This is a genomic window from Neobacillus sp. DFD-2R (assembly GCF_057747865.1).
In genome coordinates this window covers 4,053,135-4,073,391 of record NZ_CM173228.1, presented here as the reverse complement: position 1 = coordinate 4,073,391, position 20,257 = coordinate 4,053,135, and the positions used below count along the sequence as shown (strand labels likewise).

The window sequence follows — 20,257 nt, the reverse complement described above, 5'->3', positions numbered from 1 at the left end:
GAAATTACTTTCTCGTATGCCTAATTTTTAAGTGGAAGTTTTACACCCTGATTAATCGGTCAGGGTGTTTTTTTTAACCAAATAAGAAGGGCGGGAATTAGATGCTAAATCACTTATTAACCACGAACGAATTAAGGGTTGAAGAGGTTTATCAAATTTTATCGGATGCAAGGAAGTTTGCTAATGGGATGAAATGGAAGCCGGAAGGCCAAATCTTTACTGCCAACCTATTTTTTGAACCAAGCACAAGAACAAAGAGCAGCTTTGAAGTCGCTGAAAGAAGGTTAGGTTTAGAGGTAATCCCGTTTGAAGTACTAACTTCCAGTGTTCAAAAAGGCGAGACGCTCTACGATACAGTGAAAACATTGGAATCGATCGGTGTTAATACAATTGTCATTCGGCACGAGCAAGATCGATACTTTGATGAGTTAATTGGAAAAGTTAATATTCCGATTATCAATGGAGGAGATGGTTGTGGACATCATCCGACACAATCACTTCTTGACCTTATGACCATCCAACAGGAATTTGGCGGTTTTACAGGGTTGAAAATTGCCATCATTGGGGACATCAGTCATAGCAGGGTGGCGCGCTCGAATGCAGATGTACTGACAAGGCTGGGAGCAGAGGTTATTTATTCAGGACCGGAAGAATGGTTTGATAACCGTAGTTTAAGTTTATCGAGATTTAAACCTATTGATGAGGCAATTAGCGAAGCAGATGTTGTAATGCTACTCCGTGTACAGCATGAGCGACATCAACAAAAGGGTAACTTTACTGCAAATGAGTATCATAAACAATATGGACTTACATTAGAGAGGGAAAAGCTCATGAAACCAGGGAGTATTATCATGCACCCGGCTCCGGTTAACCGTAATGTAGAAATTGCAGATACCCTTGTTGAGTGCGGGCGTTCAAGAATATTTAAACAAATGGAAAACGGAGTATATGTAAGAATGGCTGCCTTAAAAAGGTCACTCGAAAGTCTTAAAGGAGGAAATAATTATGAAGCTGCTTATTCAGAACTCAAGCTACATAGCATTTGATGGGGACATTAAAAATGCTGATATATTAATTGAAAAAGGGATTATTACCAGAATAGAAAAAAACATTGAAACAGCGGTTGATCGGAAAGTAGATGCATCAGGGCTGCTTGTTTCACCGGGATTTGTCGATCTTCATGTCCATTTGCGTGAGCCGGGCGGCGAGAAGAAAGAAACGATTGCTACAGGAACGCTTGCTGCAGCAAAGGGTGGTTTTACAACGGTAGCTGCAATGCCAAATACTAGACCGGTTCCTGATTCTAAAGAACAAATGGAGTGGCTGCAAACGCGAATTCGAGAAACAGCTAAAGTACGGGTATTACCATATGCCTCCATTACTACGAGACAGCTTGGTCAGGAATTGACAGACTTTGAGGCACTTAAAGAAGCAGGAGCATTCGCCTTTACAGATGACGGTGTTGGAGTTCAGTCAGCAGAAATGATGCTCGCTGCTATGCGTAAAGCTCGTGAAGCTAAAATGGCCATTGTTGCACACTGTGAGGAAAATACACTGATCAATAAAGGCTGTGTCCATGAAGGAACATTTTCAAAAAATCATGGTTTGAATGGAATACCTTCGGTTTGCGAGTCTGTCCAAATTGCTAGGGACGTTTTACTTGCGGAAGCTGCGGGATGCCATTACCATGTATGCCATATCAGTACAAAGGAATCTGTCAGGGTAGTTAGAGATGCGAAACGCGCCGGTATTCATGTCACAGCCGAGGTGACACCACATCATTTATTATTATCTCAAGATGATATCCCGGGTCTTGATGCAAATTACAAGATGAATCCGCCTCTCCGTGATGAAGGTGACAAAGCTGCCTTGATTGAAGGACTTCTTGACGGAACGATTGATTTTATCGCAACCGACCACGCTCCGCATACAGCTGAGGAGAAAAGTGAGGGAATGATACTCGCACCATTCGGAATTGTCGGCTTAGAGACAGCTTTCCCACTGTTATATACAAAGTTAGTAATGAAAAATATCATATCACTTGAACAATTAATCGGATTTTTAACGAAGAAACCATCAGAAGCTTTTGGACTTCCATATGGAAAAATAGAGATTGGCGCAGCGGCAGACATTGTTCTATTGAACCTAAATGAGGATCAGACAATTAAACCGGAAGAATTTGTATCCAAAGGTACAAACACTCCATTTGGCGGCTGGAAATGTCAGGGCTGGCCTGTGATGACAATTGCAGAAGGGCAAATAGTTTGGGAAAAAGGACGTGTAACAGCATGAAAAGACAACTAATCTTAGAAGACGGTACAATTTTTATCGGTGAAGGATTTGGCAGTGATACTGAAACAATTGGCGAAGTGGTGTTTAACACAGGTATGACCGGCTATCAGGAAATTCTTTCAGACCCATCCTATTGCGGGCAAATTGTTACACTTACCTATCCCTTAATCGGTAACTACGGGATAAACCGTGATGATTTTGAATCCATTAGTCCGGCTGTGAAAGGCTTCATTGTAAAAGAAGTTTGCGACTTTCCTTCAAACTGGAGAAGTGAATTTACATTAGATGAATACTTTGAAATGAAAAAAATTCCCGGCATTGCAGGGATTGATACACGAAAATTAACGAGAATTATCCGTCAGTTCGGCACATTAAAGGGTGCGATTTGCAGCATTGAAAAAGATGCGAATGAAATCTTAAATTCTTTACGTAAAAAATCGCTCCCAATCGATCAAGTAAGGCAGGTATCGACGAAAAATCCATATCCGAGTCCGGGACGCGGGAAAAGAGTGGTCCTCGTTGATTTTGGAATGAAGCATGGTATTTTACGTGAATTAAATAAGCGCGATTGTGATGTGATTGTAGTTCCTTATCATACAACTGCAGAGGAAATTCTTCAATTGCGTCCGGATGGAATTATGCTTTCGAACGGGCCCGGAGATCCAAAAGATGTCCCTGAAGCGATTGATATGATTAAAGGCATTTTGGGAATTGTACCTTTATTCGGTATTTGCCTCGGTCATCAATTGTTTGCTCTTGCCTGTGGTGCAAACACGGCGAAAATGAAGTTTGGCCACCGTGGCTCCAATCATCCTGTCAAAGATTTAACAACAGGGAAAATTGCAATTACATCGCAAAATCACGGCTATACAGTTGAAACAGATTCACTTCAAAAAACAAGATTATCGATTACGCATATCGCTTTGAATGATGGAACAGTAGAAGGACTAAAGCATCTTGACTATCCGGCCTTTACCGTTCAATATCATCCCGAAGCCTCACCGGGACCGGAAGATGCAAACGGATTATTTGAGCAGTTTCTTGAATTGATGGAAGCGAATAAACAGGAGGTTACAGCACATGCCTAAACGTACAGATATTAACTCCATTTTAGTTATCGGGTCAGGACCCATTGTTATCGGGCAAGCAGCTGAATTTGACTATGCCGGAGCCCAAGCTTGTATAGCTCTCAGGGAGGAAGGCTATCGCGTAATTCTTGTAAACTCCAATCCTGCAACGATTATGACGGATACAGAGATTGCAGATAAAGTTTATATTGAGCCATTAAACGTAGAATTCGTTAGCCGAATCATTCGGAAAGAACGTCCTGACGCGCTTCTTGCAACACTAGGCGGGCAAACAGGTCTTAATCTGGCCGTTGAGTTATCAAAATCCGGAGTTTTGGAAGAGTGCGGTGTTGAAATTCTTGGAACTAAGCTATCGGCGATTAAGCAGGCGGAAGACCGCGAATTGTTCCGAAACTTAATGAATGAACTAAACGAACCTGTTCCGGACAGTGAAATAATTCATGAATTAGATGAAGCAAAAGCATTTGTTGAAAGAATAGGTTTCCCTGTCATTGTCCGTCCGGCTTATACACTCGGAGGAACAGGCGGCGGAATTTGTCATAATTCGGAAGAATTAGAGGAAATTGTGATCAGTGGCTTAAAAAATAGCCCTGTTCATCAGTGCTTACTGGAAAAAAGTATTGCAGGCTTCAAGGAAATTGAATATGAAGTGATGCGCGATGCCAATGACAATGCGATTGTAGTGTGTAACATGGAAAATATCGACCCGGTTGGCGTTCATACCGGTGATTCGATAGTAGTAGCACCAAGTCAAACATTAAGTGACAGAGAATATCAGCTTTTAAGAAATGTATCGCTAAAGATTATTCGAGCTCTTGGAATTGAAGGTGGCTGTAACGTTCAACTTGCATTGGATCCGTACAGTTTTAATTATTATATTATCGAAGTAAATCCAAGGGTAAGCCGTTCCTCGGCATTAGCTTCAAAGGCAACCGGATATCCGATTGCAAAGCTTGCTGCGAAAATTGCTGTTGGTTTAACGCTTGATGAAATGCTTAACCCGGTAACAGGCAAAACCTATGCGAGCTTTGAACCGGCACTTGATTACATTGTAACGAAAATTCCTAGATGGCCGTTTGATAAGTTTGAATCAGGGAACCGTTCACTCGGTACGCAAATGAAAGCAACAGGCGAAGTCATGGCTATAGGCCGTACGTTTGAAGAATCATTGCTAAAAGCCATTCGATCCCTGGAGTCCGGAGTCTATCACTTCGAATTGAATGGTGCAGCGGAAATTGATGACGAATTACTGGAGAAGCGGATCAAGAAAGCTGGAGATGAACGACTGTTTTACATCGCTGAAGGCTTAAAGCGAGGGATAACAATTGAAATCATTCATCAGTGGAGTAAAATTGATTTATTTTTCTTGAAAAAAATGGAAGGCGTTATTAAGCTGGAAGCTACGCTTTATGCGAATCCTTTCGATATGGAAATCTTTAAGGAAGCAAAACAAAAGGGATTTACTGATAAAAAAATTGCGGAGCTGTGGAATCAGACTGAAACAGAAATATACAATCTGCGGAAGAATTCCGGAATTGTTCCGGTTTATAAAATGGTGGATACATGTGCGTCTGAATTCGAATCGGAAACACCTTACTACTATGGAACATACGAAGAGGAAAATGAGTCAATTGTTTCAGGCAGAAAAAGTGTAATCGTTCTTGGTTCCGGTCCGATCCGGATTGGCCAAGGTATCGAGTTTGATTATGCCACCGTCCACTCCGTAAAAGCGATTAGAGAAGCGGGATATGAAGCAATAATTATTAATAACAACCCGGAAACAGTTTCGACTGATTTCAGTATCTCCGATAAGCTTTACTTTGAACCGTTGACGAATGAAGATGTAATGAGCATTATAGACCTGGAAAAACCTATGGGAGTAGTCGTACAGTTCGGAGGACAAACAGCGATTAACCTTGCAGATAAACTTGAGAAAAATGGGGTTAAAATTTTAGGAACAAGCTTAGAGGATTTAGACCGGGCTGAGAACAGGGATAAATTCGAACAGGCTCTCGAAAAGTTAAACATTCCGCAGCCGCTTGGTAAAACAGCGTTATCGGTTGAGGAAGCGCTTGTCATTGCCGAAGATATTGGCTATCCGGTACTTGTTCGCCCTTCCTATGTTCTTGGCGGCCGCGCGATGGAAATTGTTTACCGTAAAGAAGAATTGCTTCATTATATGAAAAATGCAGTAAAAATTAATCCTGAACATCCAGTCTTAATTGACCGTTATTTAACAGGGAAAGAAATTGAAGTTGATGCCATTTGTGATGGTCAAAATGTCCTAATCCCGGGAATTATGGAGCATATTGAGCGGGCAGGGGTCCATTCCGGTGATTCAATTGCTGTATATCCACCGCAAACCTTATCTGATGCTGTGAAGAAAACACTTGTTGAATACACAGAAAAAATGGCAATAGGTTTAAATATTATTGGGTTATTGAATATTCAATATGTAATATCTAAGGATCAAGTATATGTACTTGAAGTGAACCCAAGGTCAAGCCGTACAGTACCATTTTTGAGCAAAATTACCAACGTTCCAATGGCAAAAATTGCGACAAAAGCCATTTTAGGGGCTTCCATATTAGATCAAGGTTACACACCTGGTCTTGTCCGTGAAAAAGAAGGCGTCTATGTGAAAGTTCCGGTTTTCTCCTTTGCAAAGCTGAAAGATGTCGATATTACACTAGGACCGGAAATGAAATCAACCGGTGAGGTTATGGGTAAGGATGTAACACTTGAAAAAGCTCTTTATAAAGGATTGGTTGCCTCCGGAATGAACATCCAGAAGTTCGGCACAGTCTTGTTTACGGTTGCTGATAAAGACAAGCAGGAAGCATTAAAGCTTGCAAAACGTTTTTCTGCGATTGGCTATCGTTTAATGGCAACGAGCGGTACTGCTCATGTCTTAGAGTCAGCCGGTCTCCCTGTACAGATTGTTGGGAAAATTGGTTCAGAAGGGCAAACATTGTTAGATGTCATTCACCATGGAGAAGCCCAGTTTATTATCAATACACTGACAAAAGGAAAACAGCCTGAAAGGGATGGATTTAGAATACGCCGGGAAGCAGTAGAAAATGGTGTCCCATGCTTAACATCCTTAGATACAGCTGATGCCATTCTTAAAGTAATTGAATCAATGAACTTCTCAGCAGAACCTATGGCAGTTGAGGAAAAGGAGGCAGTTTTTGCATGATACAAAAGGAATTATGCAAAATCATCAGCCAACGGGAGATTGCCGCTGACATTTACGAGCTTACAGTGAAAGCAAAATTAGTAAATGAAATAACCGAACCGGGTCAGTTCGTGCATATTCGGGTCTCAAATAGAGACCCGCTTTTACGAAGACCGATTAGTATTTCTTCGTATAATAAAGAACAAGAGCAATTTACTATGATATATCGTAAGGAAGGAAAAGGTACTTCCTTGCTAGCTGAGTTATCAGTAGGAATGGAACTTGATATACTGGGGCCATTAGGAAATGGCTTCCCGGTGGATGAAGTGACCGGAGAAGAAACTGCTATACTTGTTGGCGGCGGGATTGGTGTTCCACCTCTCTATGAACTTTCCAATCAATTGACAGCCAAAGGAGTTAAGGTAATCCATGTTCTAGGCTTCCAAACAGAAACAGCAGTATTTTATGAAGATGAATTTTTGAAAAATGGCGAAACATTTGTAGCAACCGTAGATGGTTCTTATGGGGTAAAAGGGTTTGTCACAGATGTAATGAAAGATTTACGTTTTGATTGCATCTACACTTGCGGACCAACACCGATGCTCCGGGCAATCGAGAAAATGTTTTCAGATAAGAAAGTGTTCCTATCCTTAGAAGAGCGAATGGGCTGCGGGGTTGGTGCTTGCTTTGCATGTGTCTGTAAAAGCGCGGATGATCCAAAGGGTGTTTCCTATAAAAAAGTCTGCACTGATGGACCTGTTTTCCGTGCCGGGGAGGTATTGATATGAACAGATTGAACATCGAGTTACCGGGCTTAAATTTAAAAAATCCAATCATGCCTGCCTCCGGATGCTTCGGGTTCGGAAGAGAGTACAGCCAATTTTATGATTTAAGTAAACTTGGGGCGATCATGATTAAGGCAACCACTGTTGAGCCAAGGTTTGGGAACCCAACACCGCGGGTAGCGGAAACTTCGGCAGGTATGTTAAATGCAATCGGACTGCAAAATCCGGGTCTGGAAAAAGTCCTTGGCGTGGAGCTTCCGTGGCTTTCGCAATATGATGTTCCGATCATTGCCAACGTTGCCGGTTCTATCGAAGAGGATTATGTGGCAGTTGCAAAAGAAATTTCCAAAGCATCAAATGTTCATGCACTCGAATTGAATATATCCTGCCCAAATGTAAAAACAGGAGGAATTGCCTTCGGAACGATACCGGATGTAGCGATGCTATTAACTCGTAAGGTAAAGGAAGTTTCAGAGGTTCCGGTATATGTGAAGCTCTCTCCAAATGTAACCAATATTGTAGAGATGGCTAAAGCTGTTGAAAATGGCGGTGCAGATGGGCTAACAATGATCAATACACTGGTTGGAATGAGGCTGGATTTAAAGACAGGAAAACCAATTTTAGCAAATCGTACTGGCGGTCTATCCGGCCCCGCGATAAAACCGGTTGCGATTCGAATGATCTATGAGGTTAGTCAAGCGGTTTCGATTCCAATCATCGGGATGGGTGGCATTGAGTCAGCAGAAGATGTGATTGAATTCTTTTATGCAGGGGCAAGTGCAGTAGCGGTAGGAACAGCAAATTTTGTGGATCCATTTGTTTGCCCGACAATCATTGAGGAGTTACCTGCTTTACTTGACAAATTAGGATTTGAGCATATCAATGAATGTAAGGGAAGGAGCTGGCTTGAACATGGACAACTCACTTATCATCGCGCTTGATTTTGCCGACGGCAATGAAGTAGGGCGATTTTTGGAGCCGTTCTCCGGCAAAGAACTCTTTGTAAAAGTAGGCATGGAGCTTTTTTACCAGGAAGGTCCGTCAATCATTCATATGTTAAAAGAATCAGGGCATCGAATATTTCTGGATTTAAAGCTTCATGATATTCCGAACACCGTGAAAAGTGCAATGAAAAATCTCGCACGGCTTGAATGCGATCTGGTTAATGTTCACGCTGCAGGCGGCAGAGAAATGATGCAGGCAGCTTTGGAAGGTTTAGAGGCAGGAACAGCTGCAGGTCGTAAGCGTCCTGCATGTATCGCCGTCACACAGCTTACCAGCACTTCTCAAGAGCAAATGAATATAGAACAGCTTATTCCGGTTTCTTTAAATGAATCTGTCCTCCACTATGCCTCGTTAACGAAAGAATCAGGCTTAGACGGAGTCGTTTGCTCGGCATGGGAAGCAGTTTCAATCAGGGAAAAGCTTGGTTCTGATTTTTACACCGTGACGCCGGGAATTCGCATGGAGTCTGATCATGTTGGTGACCAAAAGAGGGTGGCCACACCTGAATTTGCAAGAAATGCGGGTGTCAACGCGATTGTGGTAGGTCGTTCGATCACGAGGTCAGATGACCCATTAAGAAGCTATGAACAATGGATGGAAGCATGGAAGGGAGTTTATCAATGAAACAGTTAATTGCAGAGAGATTATTAGACATCAATGCGGTTGCTTTAAAACCAAATGATCCGTTTACATGGACATCAGGACTTAGGTCCCCAATTTACTGTGACAATCGCTTAACACTTTCTTACCCGGCTGTGAGAAGAGAGATTGCTTTAGGCTTACAAAAACTGATTCTTGAGCATTTTCCGGATGCTCAAGTCATTGCCGGTACGGCAACTGCAGGAATTCCACATGCAGCCTGGGTAAGTGAGCTGCTGGATTTACCTATGTGTTATGTTCGTTCCAAAGCAAAGGGCCATGGCAAAGGAAACCAAATTGAAGGAAAAGTCGAAAAAGGACAAAAAGTAGTGGTGGTCGAAGATTTAATTTCTACTGGCGGCAGTGTGATTACTGCTGTTCAAGCATTAAGGGAATCAGACTGTGAAGTTCTTGGCGCAGTATCCATCTTTACATATGGGCTTGATAAGGGAAAAGAACTACTGAGACAGGCAGAGATTAAAACGGAATCCCTTACTGATTTTCCAGCTTTAGTTGAGGCGGCCATTAGGAAGGAATATATCAGTGAAAACGATCAAGAAAGTCTGTTTTCCTGGAGCAAGGATCCTTCTGAATGGAGTTCAAAATTTTAATAGACTTAACGAGTGTCGGAGCAATCTGACGCTCTTTTTTCGCATTACTACACTTTTTACTGATATAATCAATTAGTATTAAAGAGTTGGAAGAAGGGGGTTGAAAAGGTGGAAGGGAAATGGCTGATAGCTGATCGCGATTTAAACGAACGAGAAGGCTTAAAGTGGCTGTTAAAAACATCCTCTATTCCTGTCACGAACATTTTTTTAGCAGCTAACTATCAGGAGTTTATCGTTTTATTTGAAAAAGAAACTCCTGATGTTGTCCTCATGGAGCTTGATATGATAAGTCGGGAGGAATGGTCAAGTTTCCGTGAACTGATGCAGATTTATGACCCTGTATTGCTGTTAACAAGTGCTGAAGCCACTTTTGAAAGAGCACGTTTGGCGATTGATATGCAAGCATTAGACCTCATGATTAAACCTTTTTCGACAACAAAGGTAAAATCAGCCTACCAAAAAGCTTCGGGAAGACTTGGGAAAAAATTCAATTCATTTGGAAATCTCCATCCGAACCTTTATAAGGATATTTCATATGAATCTTTATTTTTATCACATGCATTTTCTGAGGACTTCCATCTTGCAGCTTTTCAAACTGAAAGTGCTGAGACTGTTGATACACTTTTTTCTTTTCTATCTGAATATCCTTTTAAAGACAAGCATGGAAATTTTGCCTTAAGTGATATGGTGATCCTATTATTCAAGGATTCTTGTCTTCATATAAGAGAACAATGTCAAAAAGCAATGAGAAAATGGGAGGAGGAATTTTCAGATCCCCTCGCAATCGTTATTTTCAGAGGTAAATCTTTATTGACACTAAACCAAAAATACTTGCAAACTAGGAGAATGCTCGAGTTCACCTATTATAAGGGATATCGGCAGGTGGTGGAGTTTGATTCCTCACCCGATTGGGTGCATATTGATCCTTTCCTGGCTCCCCCTGAACAAAGAGCATGGATTGACATGTTGGCAAATTTCGATATCGAAAAAATAAAAACATGGCTTTATGATGAATTTTTAAAATTTCAGGATCCATATCCTGACCCTGGATTAATTCGGATTAGACTGACCAGTATTCTTGCGCAAATTAGAAGGTTTATGAAGACCTATAATCTTGATGAACAAAATAGTTTTGAAAACGAGTACAGGTATATTTTCAATTCGATTTTATATGATAAAGTCTTATATCGAACGGTACAAAATCTAATTTTGTTTATCCAAAAGACTTTTTATGGTGCGGAAATATGTTCAAGAAATTTCAAACAGGACCCGATTGAGCGCGGAATTTCCTTTATGGAAGCCAATTTTTCTAACCGTTCACTCAAGCTTGAGGATGTAGCCCAATTTGTAGACCGAAATCCTTCCTATTTCAGTCATCTGCTGATTACTAAAACAGGCACGAATTTTACAGATATTATGGCGGGGATTAGGATTAAGGAGGCAAAAAGGCTATTAATTGAAACAAATAAACCGATTAAGGAAATATCTGCTCTTGTGGGCTATCATAATTCCAATTACTTTAGTCGAATGTTTAAGGAATTAATCGGCATGTCTCCTAGAGAGTATCGAATGAATAATTTTAAAATGATCAAATCTGAAATGACTCAGCCTGAAAACTGAGTCTTTTTCTGTGAGGAAAAATGATTAAATCCATAAAAAATATACCTTTTATAAAAATTTTATCATTTTTCATCAAGGGAACCTATAAAATACTGTTTATTACAAAATATATTATCTATTTTCTAAGCTTTGGTTCGTATTTTTCTGAAGATTTAAATTCTATAATAACTATAAAGTTATGAAAGTATCTAAAAGGAGTGGAAAATATGGAAACAAAGACTTCAAAACCAAGAGTGATTGAAAACTATAAAGGCACAGAATTACATGCGAAGGGGTGGATTCAAGAGGCAGCACTTCGGATGTTGATGAATAATCTTGATGCAGAGGTAGCAGAAAGACCTGAAGATTTAGTCGTTTATGGGGGAATTGGAAAAGCAGCGCGTAACTGGGAGTCTTATGATGCAATTGTGAAAACGCTTTTAGAATTAGAAGAGGATGAAACTCTGTTAATTCAATCCGGTAAACCGGTTGTCGTTTGGAAATCCCATAGGGATGCACCGCGTGTACTGCTCGCAAATTCAAATCTTGTTCCGGCATGGGCGAACTGGGAGCATTTCCACGAGCTGGATAAAAAAGGCCTAATCATGTACGGACAAATGACAGCCGGCAGCTGGATTTATATCGGAAGTCAGGGGATTGTTCAAGGAACATATGAAACCTTTGCTGAGCTTGCGCGTCAGGAATTTGGCGGATCATTAAAACACACCATCACGTTAACTGCAGGTCTCGGAGGCATGGGCGGAGCTCAGCCATTAGCAGTGACCATGAACGATGGTGTATGTCTTGCCATTGATGTAGATGAGACGAGAATCGACCGTCGGATTGAAACGAGATACCTCGATGTTAAAACAAGCGATTTAGACGAAGCGCTTAAATTGGCATTTGAAGCAAAAAAAGAAGGAAAAGGCTTATCCATTGGATTATTAGGGAACGCAGCAGAAATTTTACCGTTAATGATTGAAAAAGGCTTCAATCCTGATGTATTAACAGATCAAACTTCTGCTCATGATCCATTAAATGGATATGTACCGGCAGGTTATTCCTTAGAGGAAGCAGCGGCATTAAGAAATGCAGATGCGGCTAAATACGTACAACTTTCAAAGCAAAGCATGGCAACACATGTAAAGGCGATGCTTACGATGCAGCAAAAAGGTGCAGTAACGTTTGACTATGGTAACAACATCCGTCAGGTGGCCAAGGATGAAGGCGTTGAAAATGCCTTTGATTTCCCTGGCTTTGTTCCAGCGTACATCCGTCCATTATTCTGTGAAGGAAAAGGTCCTTTCCGCTGGGCAGCATTATCCGGTGATCCTGAAGATATCCGTAAAATTGATGAAGCATTACTTCGTGAATTCAAAGATGATGAGCATCTTTGCAAATGGGTGAAAATGGCTCAAGAAAGAATCGCTTTCCAAGGCCTTCCTGCCCGTATTTGTTGGCTTGGCTACGGTGACCGTGCCCGCTTCGGTAAAGTGATTAATGATATGGTTGCATCCGGAGAAGTTTCCGCTCCAATCGTAATCGGCCGTGACCACTTGGATGCAGGTTCCGTTGCCTCTCCAAACCGTGAAACAGAAGCAATGAAAGACGGCAGTGATGCAGTTTCTGACTGGCCGATTCTAAATGCAATGATCAATGCTGTTGGCGGCGCAAGCTGGATTTCTTTACACCATGGCGGCGGCGTAGGCATGGGTTATTCTCAACATTCAGGTATGGTTATTGTTGCCGATGGAACGAAAGATGCAGAGGCTCGCTTGGAACGAGTATTAACTACTGATCCAGGTATGGGTGTTGTCCGTCACGCAGATGCAGGTTATGAGATTGCAATTAAAACTGCAAAAGAAAAAGGCATTAAAATGCCAATGCTAAAACAAGATTAAGATTAGGAGGATGAGAAGCAAATGACGACACTTTTTATCAGAAATGCTTCTCAGCTCGTTACCTTACAGGGGGGCTCTCAAGCTCCCCTCGTTAAGGGTGCGATGTCTGAGCTTAGTATTATTGAGAATGGAAGCATCTGGATTGAGGATGGAGTAATACAAGATGTAGGCAAAGACTCGGAGTTGGCCGAAAAGTATAAAGGCCGACTAAAAGAAGCAGAAATAATTAATGCTAGCGGAAAGCTTGTTACACCGGGATTAGTTGATCCTCATACACATATCGTATTTGCCGGCAGCAGAGAAAATGAGTTTAATATGCGTCTGCAAGGTGCAACGTATATGGAAATCATGAACAGCGGCGGCGGCATTCACGCAACGACAAGAGCAACACAGGCTGCCTCTCATGTAGAACTTTTTAACGAAAGCTATGAACGTTTAAATAAATTCCTCCTTCATGGTGTTACCACTGTTGAAGCAAAAAGCGGATACGGAATGGAATGGGAAACGGAATTAAAACAGCTTGAGGTAGCGAAAGAACTAAACGAAAAACATGTGATTGATTTAGTTCCCACCTTTATGGGCGCTCATGCTGTACCGAAGGAGTATAAAGAAAATCCCGAAGCATTTATCAAGATTCTAATTGAAGAAATGATTCCGAAGGTGGCTGAGCTTGGATTAGCAGAATTCAATGATGTTTTCTGTGAACATGGTGTTTTCACACCTGAGCAATCAAAGCGAATTCTTGAAGCAGGAAAGCGTTATGGATTAATTCCAAAAATTCATGCCGATGAAATTGAGCCATATGAAGGAGCAGAGCTTGCAGCAGAGATTGGTGCTATTTCTGCAGACCACTTATTGAAAGCATCTGAACAAGGCATGAAGGATATGGCTGCAAATGGTGTGGTTGGCGTATTGCTTCCGGGAACAGCCTACTTTTTAATGGCTGAGTCGGCAAATGGCAGAAAAATGATTGATTTAGGTGTACCGGTAGCACTGTCAACAGATTGTAACCCCGGTTCATCACCGACTGTTTCATTGCCATTTATTATGAATTTAGGCTGTTTAAAAATGGGTATGACTCCTGCTGAGGTTATTACAGCAACAACCATTAATGCGGCACATGCCATCAACCGCGGTAAAGAGATTGGAAGCTTAGAGGCCGGGAAAAAAGCAGATGTGACGATCTTTAATGTTACAAACTACATGAAGCTTCAATACTCTTATGGTGTCAATCATACGGATACGGTTGTTAAAAACGGACGTGTGGTTGTAAAGGGAGGGCAATTAATTGAAGAGCTTTCTTTCTCCAAAAATTAATCCATCTAGCTTTACGTGGGTAAGGCCGGAAAATGCTTCTGCAGAAAAGGTTCATCAGTGGATTCAGCCTTTATCGGCTGAAACGGATCCGGAAAAAAGCAAGGATGCTGATTTTGTCGTAGTCGGCGTTCCTCTGTCACGTTCATCAATTAGTGCATCAGGAGCATCGGAATTTCCGGACTTCTTCAGACGTGCGTGGAAGGGGTTCACTACCTATAATCTAGACTTTGACATTGATTTGTCTGAGATGACGGCTCTTGATGCAGGAGATGTTCCGATGCATGTAACGGATATTCGAAAATGCCATGACAACATTATTGAAGCTTCTGCTCTGCTTCATAACCATTTTCAAACATCTAAGGTATGTGCAATTGGTGGTGACCATTCGATTACTGCAATGATGGTAAAAGGTCTGCATAGAGCAAAGCCGTCTGAAAAAATAGGCATTTTGCAATTTGATACCCATTTTGATTTAAGGGATCTTTCGGATAACGGTCCTTCCAATGGGACACCAATGCGTAACCTGATTGAAAGTGGAGTTGTCGAAGGCAGTAATATGTACAATATCGGTTTGCACGGATTTTTTAATACGAGGGATTTAAAAGCTTATGCTGACGAAAAAGGAGTCAACTATATTACGCTCCGCCAGGCAAGGAAACAAGGGATTGAAGCTACTGTCCAACAATGTTTAAACGAGCTGTCTTCGAAGGTAGATACCATTTATTTAACTGTTGATATGGATTGTTTAGATATCGCCTATGCCCCGGGGGTACCTGCTTCAACTCCTGGAGGAATGAGAACAGAAGAATTGCTCGATGGAGTATTAGCAGCAGGGCGTCATCCTAAAGTTAAAGCAATGGATATCGTCTGTCTTGACCCATTAAAGGATGCATTGGTACAGCCTACGGTTAAGCTTGGAACCCATGTGTTTTTAACCTTCCTAACTGGAGTTATGCTCAGGTAAGAGTAAATGTCAAAAAGACCCCGATACTCCCGGGGTCTTTCCTAATCTATTAAACATTTTTCTTTAATCTAAGGACAGTTTCCTCATCCGGGGTGACATAAACGGTTTGCTGATTCTCATAAATGACAAACCCCGGCTTTGCACCGCTCGGTTTTTTTACAAACCGAACCTTAGTAAAATCAACAGGAACAGAGCTTGAATTTCGAGCTTTACTGTAATAAGCGGCCAAAATCGCTGCTTCTTTAATCGTTTCTTCCGCAGGTTCTTTGCTTCGAATCACAACGTGTGAGCCTGGTATATCCTTTGTATGCAGCCAAATTTCATCCCTTGCCGCGAATTTATTTGTCAGATAATCATTTTGTTTATTATTTTTCCCGACGACTATATCGGTACCATCTGATGATAAGAATTGATCTAGAACAGGTTTGGCATTCTGTAACTTTTTGCCGTTTCGTTTCTTGCGGTCACGAATATATCCGCCTTCAACTAGTTCCTCTCGAATCTCTTGTATATCTTTTGGAGATGCTGCTAATACCTGCTGAAGTAAATTTTCGAAATAAGCTACTTCCTCACTGGCTTTTTCAATTTGTTCAACTACAATCGAAACAGCATTTTTTGCTTTTTGGTATCTGGAAAAATACTTTTGGGCATTTTCAGATGGTGTTTTTCTTGGGTCAAGGGGAATGGCGATTGTTTCTCCCAACTCATCGTAATAATTGATAACTTCAATTTCAGGCATGCCTTTTTTTGCTGCATAAAGATTTGCAGTTAAAAGTTCCCCATAACGTTGGAACTGCTCCGCCCGTTCCGCTTCTTTTAAGGTCTCTTTAAGTTTGTCAATTTTCTTTTGATTTTTTTCTTTTTCATTAATTATTAATCTCTCGATATCATTTCCTTGCTGCTTTACGCGGTCCCGTTCCGCTTTGCCAAAATAATAGCGGTCGAGCATTTCACTTAAAGAAGAGAAAGTTCGTGTCTCGCCCTTTAAATGTTCAAGCGGAAAAAGATAAAAAGCTTCCTTACCACTTGAAGTCGTAATGAAAGGAGAAATTATGCCCTCCTTAATCTTTTGGACCATATTAATGAATGTTTTAGGTACTGATGTGCGATTGGCAAGACCGCTTTGAAAAATAACTTCCTTAGCGAAAAGAGGCGAGATTCCGGCAAAATGCTCAACAAGTTGGCGATCAAGCCGACCGTTATTAAAATCAATTTTTCTTAAAACATCCTCCTCAACTGCTTGAAAAGGATTTTGTTTATTCTGTTCCGGTGGATTGATATATGGCTGTCCGGGCAATATTGCCCTGTGGCTATTAACAGCAAAAGAAACATGCTTAATACTATCGAGAATAACATTGCGTGTTTTATCGACCAAGACAATATTGCTGTGCCTTCCCATGATTTCAATAATTAATTGTTTATAGCTAATATCGCCAATTTCATTTCGGCCTTTTATTTCAAGAATAACTATCCGGTCTGCTTCTACTTGATATAAATCCTCTAAAATATATCCCTCAATATGCTTCCTGAGAAGCATGCAAAACATCGGCGGTTCACTTGGATTTTCGTAGGCTTCAGTAGACAGCTGCACCCTTGCATAGCTTGGGTGGGCAGATAATAAGAGCTTTTGATTAACACCGTTTGCACGGATGGTCAAAATTATTTCATTTTTATATGGCTGATGCACTTTATTAATTCGGCCACCCTTTAAGGAGCGGGAGAGCTCATCAACCATTGCTTTAGTAAATAAACCATCAAATGACATGGAAAACATCCTCTTCTTTTTTCATTTAGGCTCTGTTAAATTTGCCTGTTGATTTCCGCTCCAATCAACATGGTGAGCTAAATCAACAACGAGCTTTAACATAGACTTCATTTAAATCAATTATAGCTTACATTTTTTATTTCCGCTTCATTCTTAAGTTTCACTACATGATAGCATTTTTTGGGACAGGTCTGAATAAGCTGTCTTTAGAGAATGTCTCTTATTATTAAAGGGGGAAGTGAGATGGTCGGATGAAGTTCCATGAAATGGAGATAAAACAAGTAGAAAAGGCCTTAGAAACCGACTTTTCGACTGGATTATCATCGGAAGAAGTAAAAAAGCGGATTAGCCTATACGGACATAATGAATTGGACGAAGGAGAAAAGCAATCTGCTTTACTCTTATTTTTTAGTCAATTTAAAGACTTTATGGTCTTGGTCCTGCTGGCAGCTACATTGATTTCCGGATTGCTCGGAGAATATATTGATGCCATTGCGATTATTGCAATTGTCATTATAAATGGGTTTCTTGGTTTTTTTCAAGAACGTAAAGCAGAAAAATCACTGCAGGCATTAAAGGAATTATCAGCACCGCAAGTATCTGTGTTAAGGCAAGGTCAATGGGTTAAGGTTCCTTCAAAAGAAATTGTCATTGGGGATATCCTGAAATTTACAAGCGGGGATCGTATCGGTGCTGATGTTCGTGTAATCGAGTCAAGGAGTTTAGAAATTGAGGAATCAGCTCTAACAGGAGAATCTGTTCCTGTATCGAAGCATATTGATTCCTTAACAACGGTGAATCCGGGAATTGGAGATATGGAAAATATCGCGTTTATGGGCACGATGATTACGAGAGGAAGCGGAGTAGGGGTTGTCATTGCAACGGGTATGAAAACCGCCATGGGACAAATTGCTAATTTACTCCAAAATGCCGAAAGCGGGGAAACACCGCTGCAGCGTCGTTTGGAGCAGCTCGGAAAAATATTAATTACTGTTGCCTTGTTGTTAACCCTGCTTGTTGTCATAATAGGTGTTTTACAAGGACACGAATTATATGAAATGTTTTTAGCAGGTGTTTCACTGGCGGTTGCAGCCATTCCTGAGGGCTTGCCGGCGATTGTCACTGTTGCTTTGTCCCTTGGTGTTCAAAAGATGATTAAGAAAAATGCAATTGTCCGTAAAATTCAGGCAGTGGAAACGCTTGGCTGTGCGTCTGTTATTTGTTCTGATAAAACCGGAACGATGACACAAAACAAAATGACCGTTACTCATTTATGGAGCGGTGGACATACCTGGACTGTTGATGGGGTTGGCTATGAGCCAAAAGGGGATTTTTATCGAAATGAAAGACCTGTTCATCCCAAAGATGAAAAAGCCTTACAGCAAATGCTTATTTTCGGTATGTTGTGTAATCATTCAGAATTAGTCATGAAAGAGGAAGATATCATTTTAGATGGGGATCCAACGGAAGGCGCGCTTCTAGTCAGTGCAATGAAAGCGGGATTTGAACGCCCTAATCTGCTGAATGAGTTTACTATTATCAATGAATTCCCATTCGATTCGGCAAGAAAAATGATGAGCATGCACATAAAAGACAAGCAGGGAAGACATTTCATTGTGACGAAAGGAGCTCCGGACGTTATTCTCGGAATAAGTGAATCTATCCTTTGGGAAGAAAAAACCCAGTACCTAGGCCATGACATGCGGGTATTGGTTCAGGATGCGATTAATGGTCTTGCTTCAAAAGCACTAAGAACAATTGCAATCGCTTTTAAACCTGTTCCTGCTAATACGGTTATTTTAAGTGAACAAGAAGCCGAGAAAAAATTAACCTTTATTGGTGTCCAAGGAATGATTGATCCTCCAAGACCTGAAGTAAAAGATGCCGTAAAGGAATGTAAGGCAGCAGGAATTAAAACTGTCATGATTACCGGTGACCATGTGATAACGGCAAAAGCAATTGCTGCACAGCTTGGGATTTTATCAAATAAAAGTAAAGTGCTTGATGGAAAAGCATTATCCAATATGTCTGTTGAAGAGCTTGAGGAAGTTGTTGACGATGTTTCAGTTTTTGCCAGGGTATCACCGGAACATAAGCTTAAAATTGTAAAAGCACTGCAAAATAGAGGACATGTTGTAGCAATGACCGGCGATGGCGTGAACGATGCACCAGCTATCAAAGCGGCAGACATCGGGGTAGCAATGGGGATTACCGGAACAGATGTTGCTAAGGAGGCATCAGCTCTCGTATTGTTAGATGATAATTTTGCCACAATAAAGGCAGCAATTACTGAGGGACGAAATATCTATGAAAATATTCGAAAGTTTGTCCGTTATTTGCTTGCTTCAAACGTCGGTGAAATTTTAGTTATGTTGTTTGCAATGATATGCGGTCTGCCGTTGCCTTTAATCCCAATCCAAATTCTTTGGGTGAATTTAGTAACGGATGGTCTGCCGGCGATGGCACTTGGACTTGATCGACCGGAAGAGAATGTAATGAAACGGAACCCTCGCAGCCCGAATGAAGGTGTTTTTTCCCGGGGATTAGGGTGGAAGGTAGTTTCGAGAGGCTTTTTGATTGGACTGGTTACATTGCTTGCATTTATCATTGTTTATCATAATGATACAAGCCGACTCCAATATGCTCAAACCGTTGCTTTTGCTACACTTGTAATGGCACAGCTTATACATGTTTTTGATTGCCGAAGTGAAAAATCAGTGTTATCAAGAAATCCCTTCGGAAATCCATACCTTGTTTGGTCGGTCATTTCTTCATTAGCCTTAATACTGGTAGTTATTTACTATCCACCCTTACAACCTATATTCCACACACTTGCGATCCATGGTCGGGACTGGCTGTTGATACTGGGATTGTCGTCGGTTCCAACTTTTTTACTAGCTGGATCATTTTTGTTAAGAAAAACAAAATAAATTGTGTTATAATCCAAAAGGTAGTAGAGTGACCACTCTATTACCTTTTGTGTTTAACCATATAAATCTGAAAATTGTCTAGCGCAAGCAGCACAGCGACTAGTGTACATCAAACGACTCCTTACGATAAGTCAACACGAAAAAGCTAGCGCTCTCCGTGTTTCCTTTATCTCATACGGAGCG

14 protein-coding genes are annotated in these 20,257 nt (G+C 41.1%); 13 read left to right on the top strand and 1 reads right to left on the bottom strand.

Annotation, left to right across the window (positions count from 1 at the left end; all coding sequences use genetic code 11):
* Positions 1 to 101 precede the first annotated feature (101 nt).
* The 12 genes from AC3ANV_RS20260 to AC3ANV_RS20205 all read left to right on the top strand — a co-directional run bounded on the left by AC3ANV_RS20260 (position 102) and on the right by AC3ANV_RS20205 (position 15,379).
* Positions 102 to 1,046 carry an aspartate carbamoyltransferase catalytic subunit gene (locus AC3ANV_RS20260; RefSeq protein ID WP_488310467.1) on the top strand — a complete coding sequence of 315 codons (945 nt, stop codon included), beginning with the start codon at positions 102 to 104 and terminating at the stop codon, positions 1,044 to 1,046.
* On the top strand, positions 1,006 to 2,292 hold the full coding sequence (pyrC, locus tag AC3ANV_RS20255; protein ID WP_488310466.1) for a dihydroorotase: 1,287 nt from the start codon (positions 1,006 to 1,008) through the stop codon (positions 2,290 to 2,292). Before AC3ANV_RS20260 ends, pyrC begins: the two co-directional genes overlap by 41 nt.
* Positions 2,289 to 3,380, top strand: a complete 1,092-nt coding sequence (locus AC3ANV_RS20250) for a carbamoyl phosphate synthase small subunit (RefSeq protein ID WP_488310465.1) — start codon at positions 2,289 to 2,291, stop codon at positions 3,378 to 3,380. The genes pyrC and AC3ANV_RS20250 overlap by 4 nt, the downstream gene beginning before the upstream one ends.
* On the top strand, positions 3,373 to 6,579 hold the full coding sequence (carB, locus tag AC3ANV_RS20245) for a carbamoyl-phosphate synthase large subunit (RefSeq protein ID WP_488310464.1): 3,207 nt from the start codon (positions 3,373 to 3,375) through the stop codon (positions 6,577 to 6,579). Before AC3ANV_RS20250 ends, carB begins: the two co-directional genes overlap by 8 nt.
* Positions 6,576 to 7,346, top strand: coding sequence for a dihydroorotate dehydrogenase electron transfer subunit (locus tag AC3ANV_RS20240; RefSeq protein ID WP_488310463.1), 771 nt, complete (start codon positions 6,576 to 6,578; stop codon positions 7,344 to 7,346). Before carB ends, AC3ANV_RS20240 begins: the two co-directional genes overlap by 4 nt.
* A complete protein-coding gene (locus tag AC3ANV_RS20235) occupies positions 7,343 to 8,284 on the top strand; it encodes a dihydroorotate dehydrogenase (RefSeq protein ID WP_488310462.1) in 942 nt (313 codons plus the stop codon). Before AC3ANV_RS20240 ends, AC3ANV_RS20235 begins: the two co-directional genes overlap by 4 nt.
* Complete coding sequence (gene pyrF, locus AC3ANV_RS20230; protein WP_488310461.1) at positions 8,256 to 8,972, top strand: orotidine-5'-phosphate decarboxylase; 717 nt, start codon at positions 8,256 to 8,258, stop codon at positions 8,970 to 8,972. Before AC3ANV_RS20235 ends, pyrF begins: the two co-directional genes overlap by 29 nt.
* Entirely contained in the window at positions 8,969 to 9,598 is a 630-nt protein-coding gene (gene pyrE, locus AC3ANV_RS20225) for an orotate phosphoribosyltransferase (protein WP_488310460.1), read from the top strand. Before pyrF ends, pyrE begins: the two co-directional genes overlap by 4 nt.
* A 108-nt stretch (positions 9,599 to 9,706) precedes the next feature.
* On the top strand, positions 9,707 to 11,218 hold the full coding sequence (locus AC3ANV_RS20220; RefSeq protein WP_488310459.1) for a helix-turn-helix domain-containing protein: 1,512 nt from the start codon (positions 9,707 to 9,709) through the stop codon (positions 11,216 to 11,218).
* A 206-nt stretch (positions 11,219 to 11,424) separates the two neighbouring features.
* Positions 11,425 to 13,098 (top strand): urocanate hydratase, encoded by a 1,674-nt coding sequence (hutU, locus tag AC3ANV_RS20215; protein WP_488310458.1) that lies wholly within the window; start codon positions 11,425 to 11,427, stop codon positions 13,096 to 13,098.
* 21 nt (positions 13,099 to 13,119) lie between these two features.
* A complete protein-coding gene (gene hutI / locus AC3ANV_RS20210; RefSeq protein ID WP_488310457.1) occupies positions 13,120 to 14,415 on the top strand; it encodes an imidazolonepropionase in 1,296 nt (431 codons plus the stop codon).
* Positions 14,387 to 15,379, top strand: a complete 993-nt coding sequence (locus AC3ANV_RS20205) for an agmatinase family protein (protein WP_488310456.1) — start codon at positions 14,387 to 14,389, stop codon at positions 15,377 to 15,379. The genes hutI and AC3ANV_RS20205 overlap by 29 nt, the downstream gene beginning before the upstream one ends.
* A 49-nt stretch (positions 15,380 to 15,428) precedes the next feature.
* Here AC3ANV_RS20205 and AC3ANV_RS20200 read toward each other — a convergent pair whose 3' ends face one another.
* Complete coding sequence (locus tag AC3ANV_RS20200; protein ID WP_488310455.1) at positions 15,429 to 17,144, bottom strand: Rqc2 family fibronectin-binding protein; 1,716 nt, start codon at positions 17,142 to 17,144, stop codon at positions 15,429 to 15,431.
* A 251-nt stretch (positions 17,145 to 17,395) separates the two neighbouring features.
* Here AC3ANV_RS20200 and AC3ANV_RS20195 point away from each other — a divergent pair, with 251 nt between their 5' ends.
* Positions 17,396 to 20,074: a cation-translocating P-type ATPase gene (locus tag AC3ANV_RS20195; RefSeq protein ID WP_488310454.1), complete on the top strand. Its 2,679-nt coding sequence runs from the start codon at positions 17,396 to 17,398 to the stop codon at positions 20,072 to 20,074.
* Positions 20,075 to 20,257 lie beyond the last annotated feature (183 nt).

Coding starts and splice junctions, on each gene's coding strand:
- carB (WP_488310464.1), top strand. CDS start 3,373: ATGCCTAAACGTACAGATATTAACTCCATTTTAGTTATCGGGTCAGGA.
- AC3ANV_RS20250 (WP_488310465.1), top strand. CDS start 2,289: ATGAAAAGACAACTAATCTTAGAAGACGGTACAATTTTTATCGGTGAA.
- AC3ANV_RS20240 (WP_488310463.1), top strand. CDS start 6,576: ATGATACAAAAGGAATTATGCAAAATCATCAGCCAACGGGAGATTGCC.
- hutU (WP_488310458.1), top strand. CDS start 11,425: ATGGAAACAAAGACTTCAAAACCAAGAGTGATTGAAAACTATAAAGGC.
- AC3ANV_RS20195 (WP_488310454.1), top strand. CDS start 17,396: ATGAAGTTCCATGAAATGGAGATAAAACAAGTAGAAAAGGCCTTAGAA.
- AC3ANV_RS20235 (WP_488310462.1), top strand. CDS start 7,343: ATGAACAGATTGAACATCGAGTTACCGGGCTTAAATTTAAAAAATCCA.
- AC3ANV_RS20200 (WP_488310455.1), bottom strand. CDS start 17,144: ATGTCATTTGATGGTTTATTTACTAAAGCAATGGTTGATGAGCTCTCC.
- pyrE (WP_488310460.1), top strand. CDS start 8,969: ATGAAACAGTTAATTGCAGAGAGATTATTAGACATCAATGCGGTTGCT.
- pyrF (WP_488310461.1), top strand. CDS start 8,256: ATGGACAACTCACTTATCATCGCGCTTGATTTTGCCGACGGCAATGAA.
- pyrC (WP_488310466.1), top strand. CDS start 1,006: ATGAAGCTGCTTATTCAGAACTCAAGCTACATAGCATTTGATGGGGAC.
- AC3ANV_RS20260 (WP_488310467.1), top strand. CDS start 102: ATGCTAAATCACTTATTAACCACGAACGAATTAAGGGTTGAAGAGGTT.
- hutI (WP_488310457.1), top strand. CDS start 13,120: ATGACGACACTTTTTATCAGAAATGCTTCTCAGCTCGTTACCTTACAG.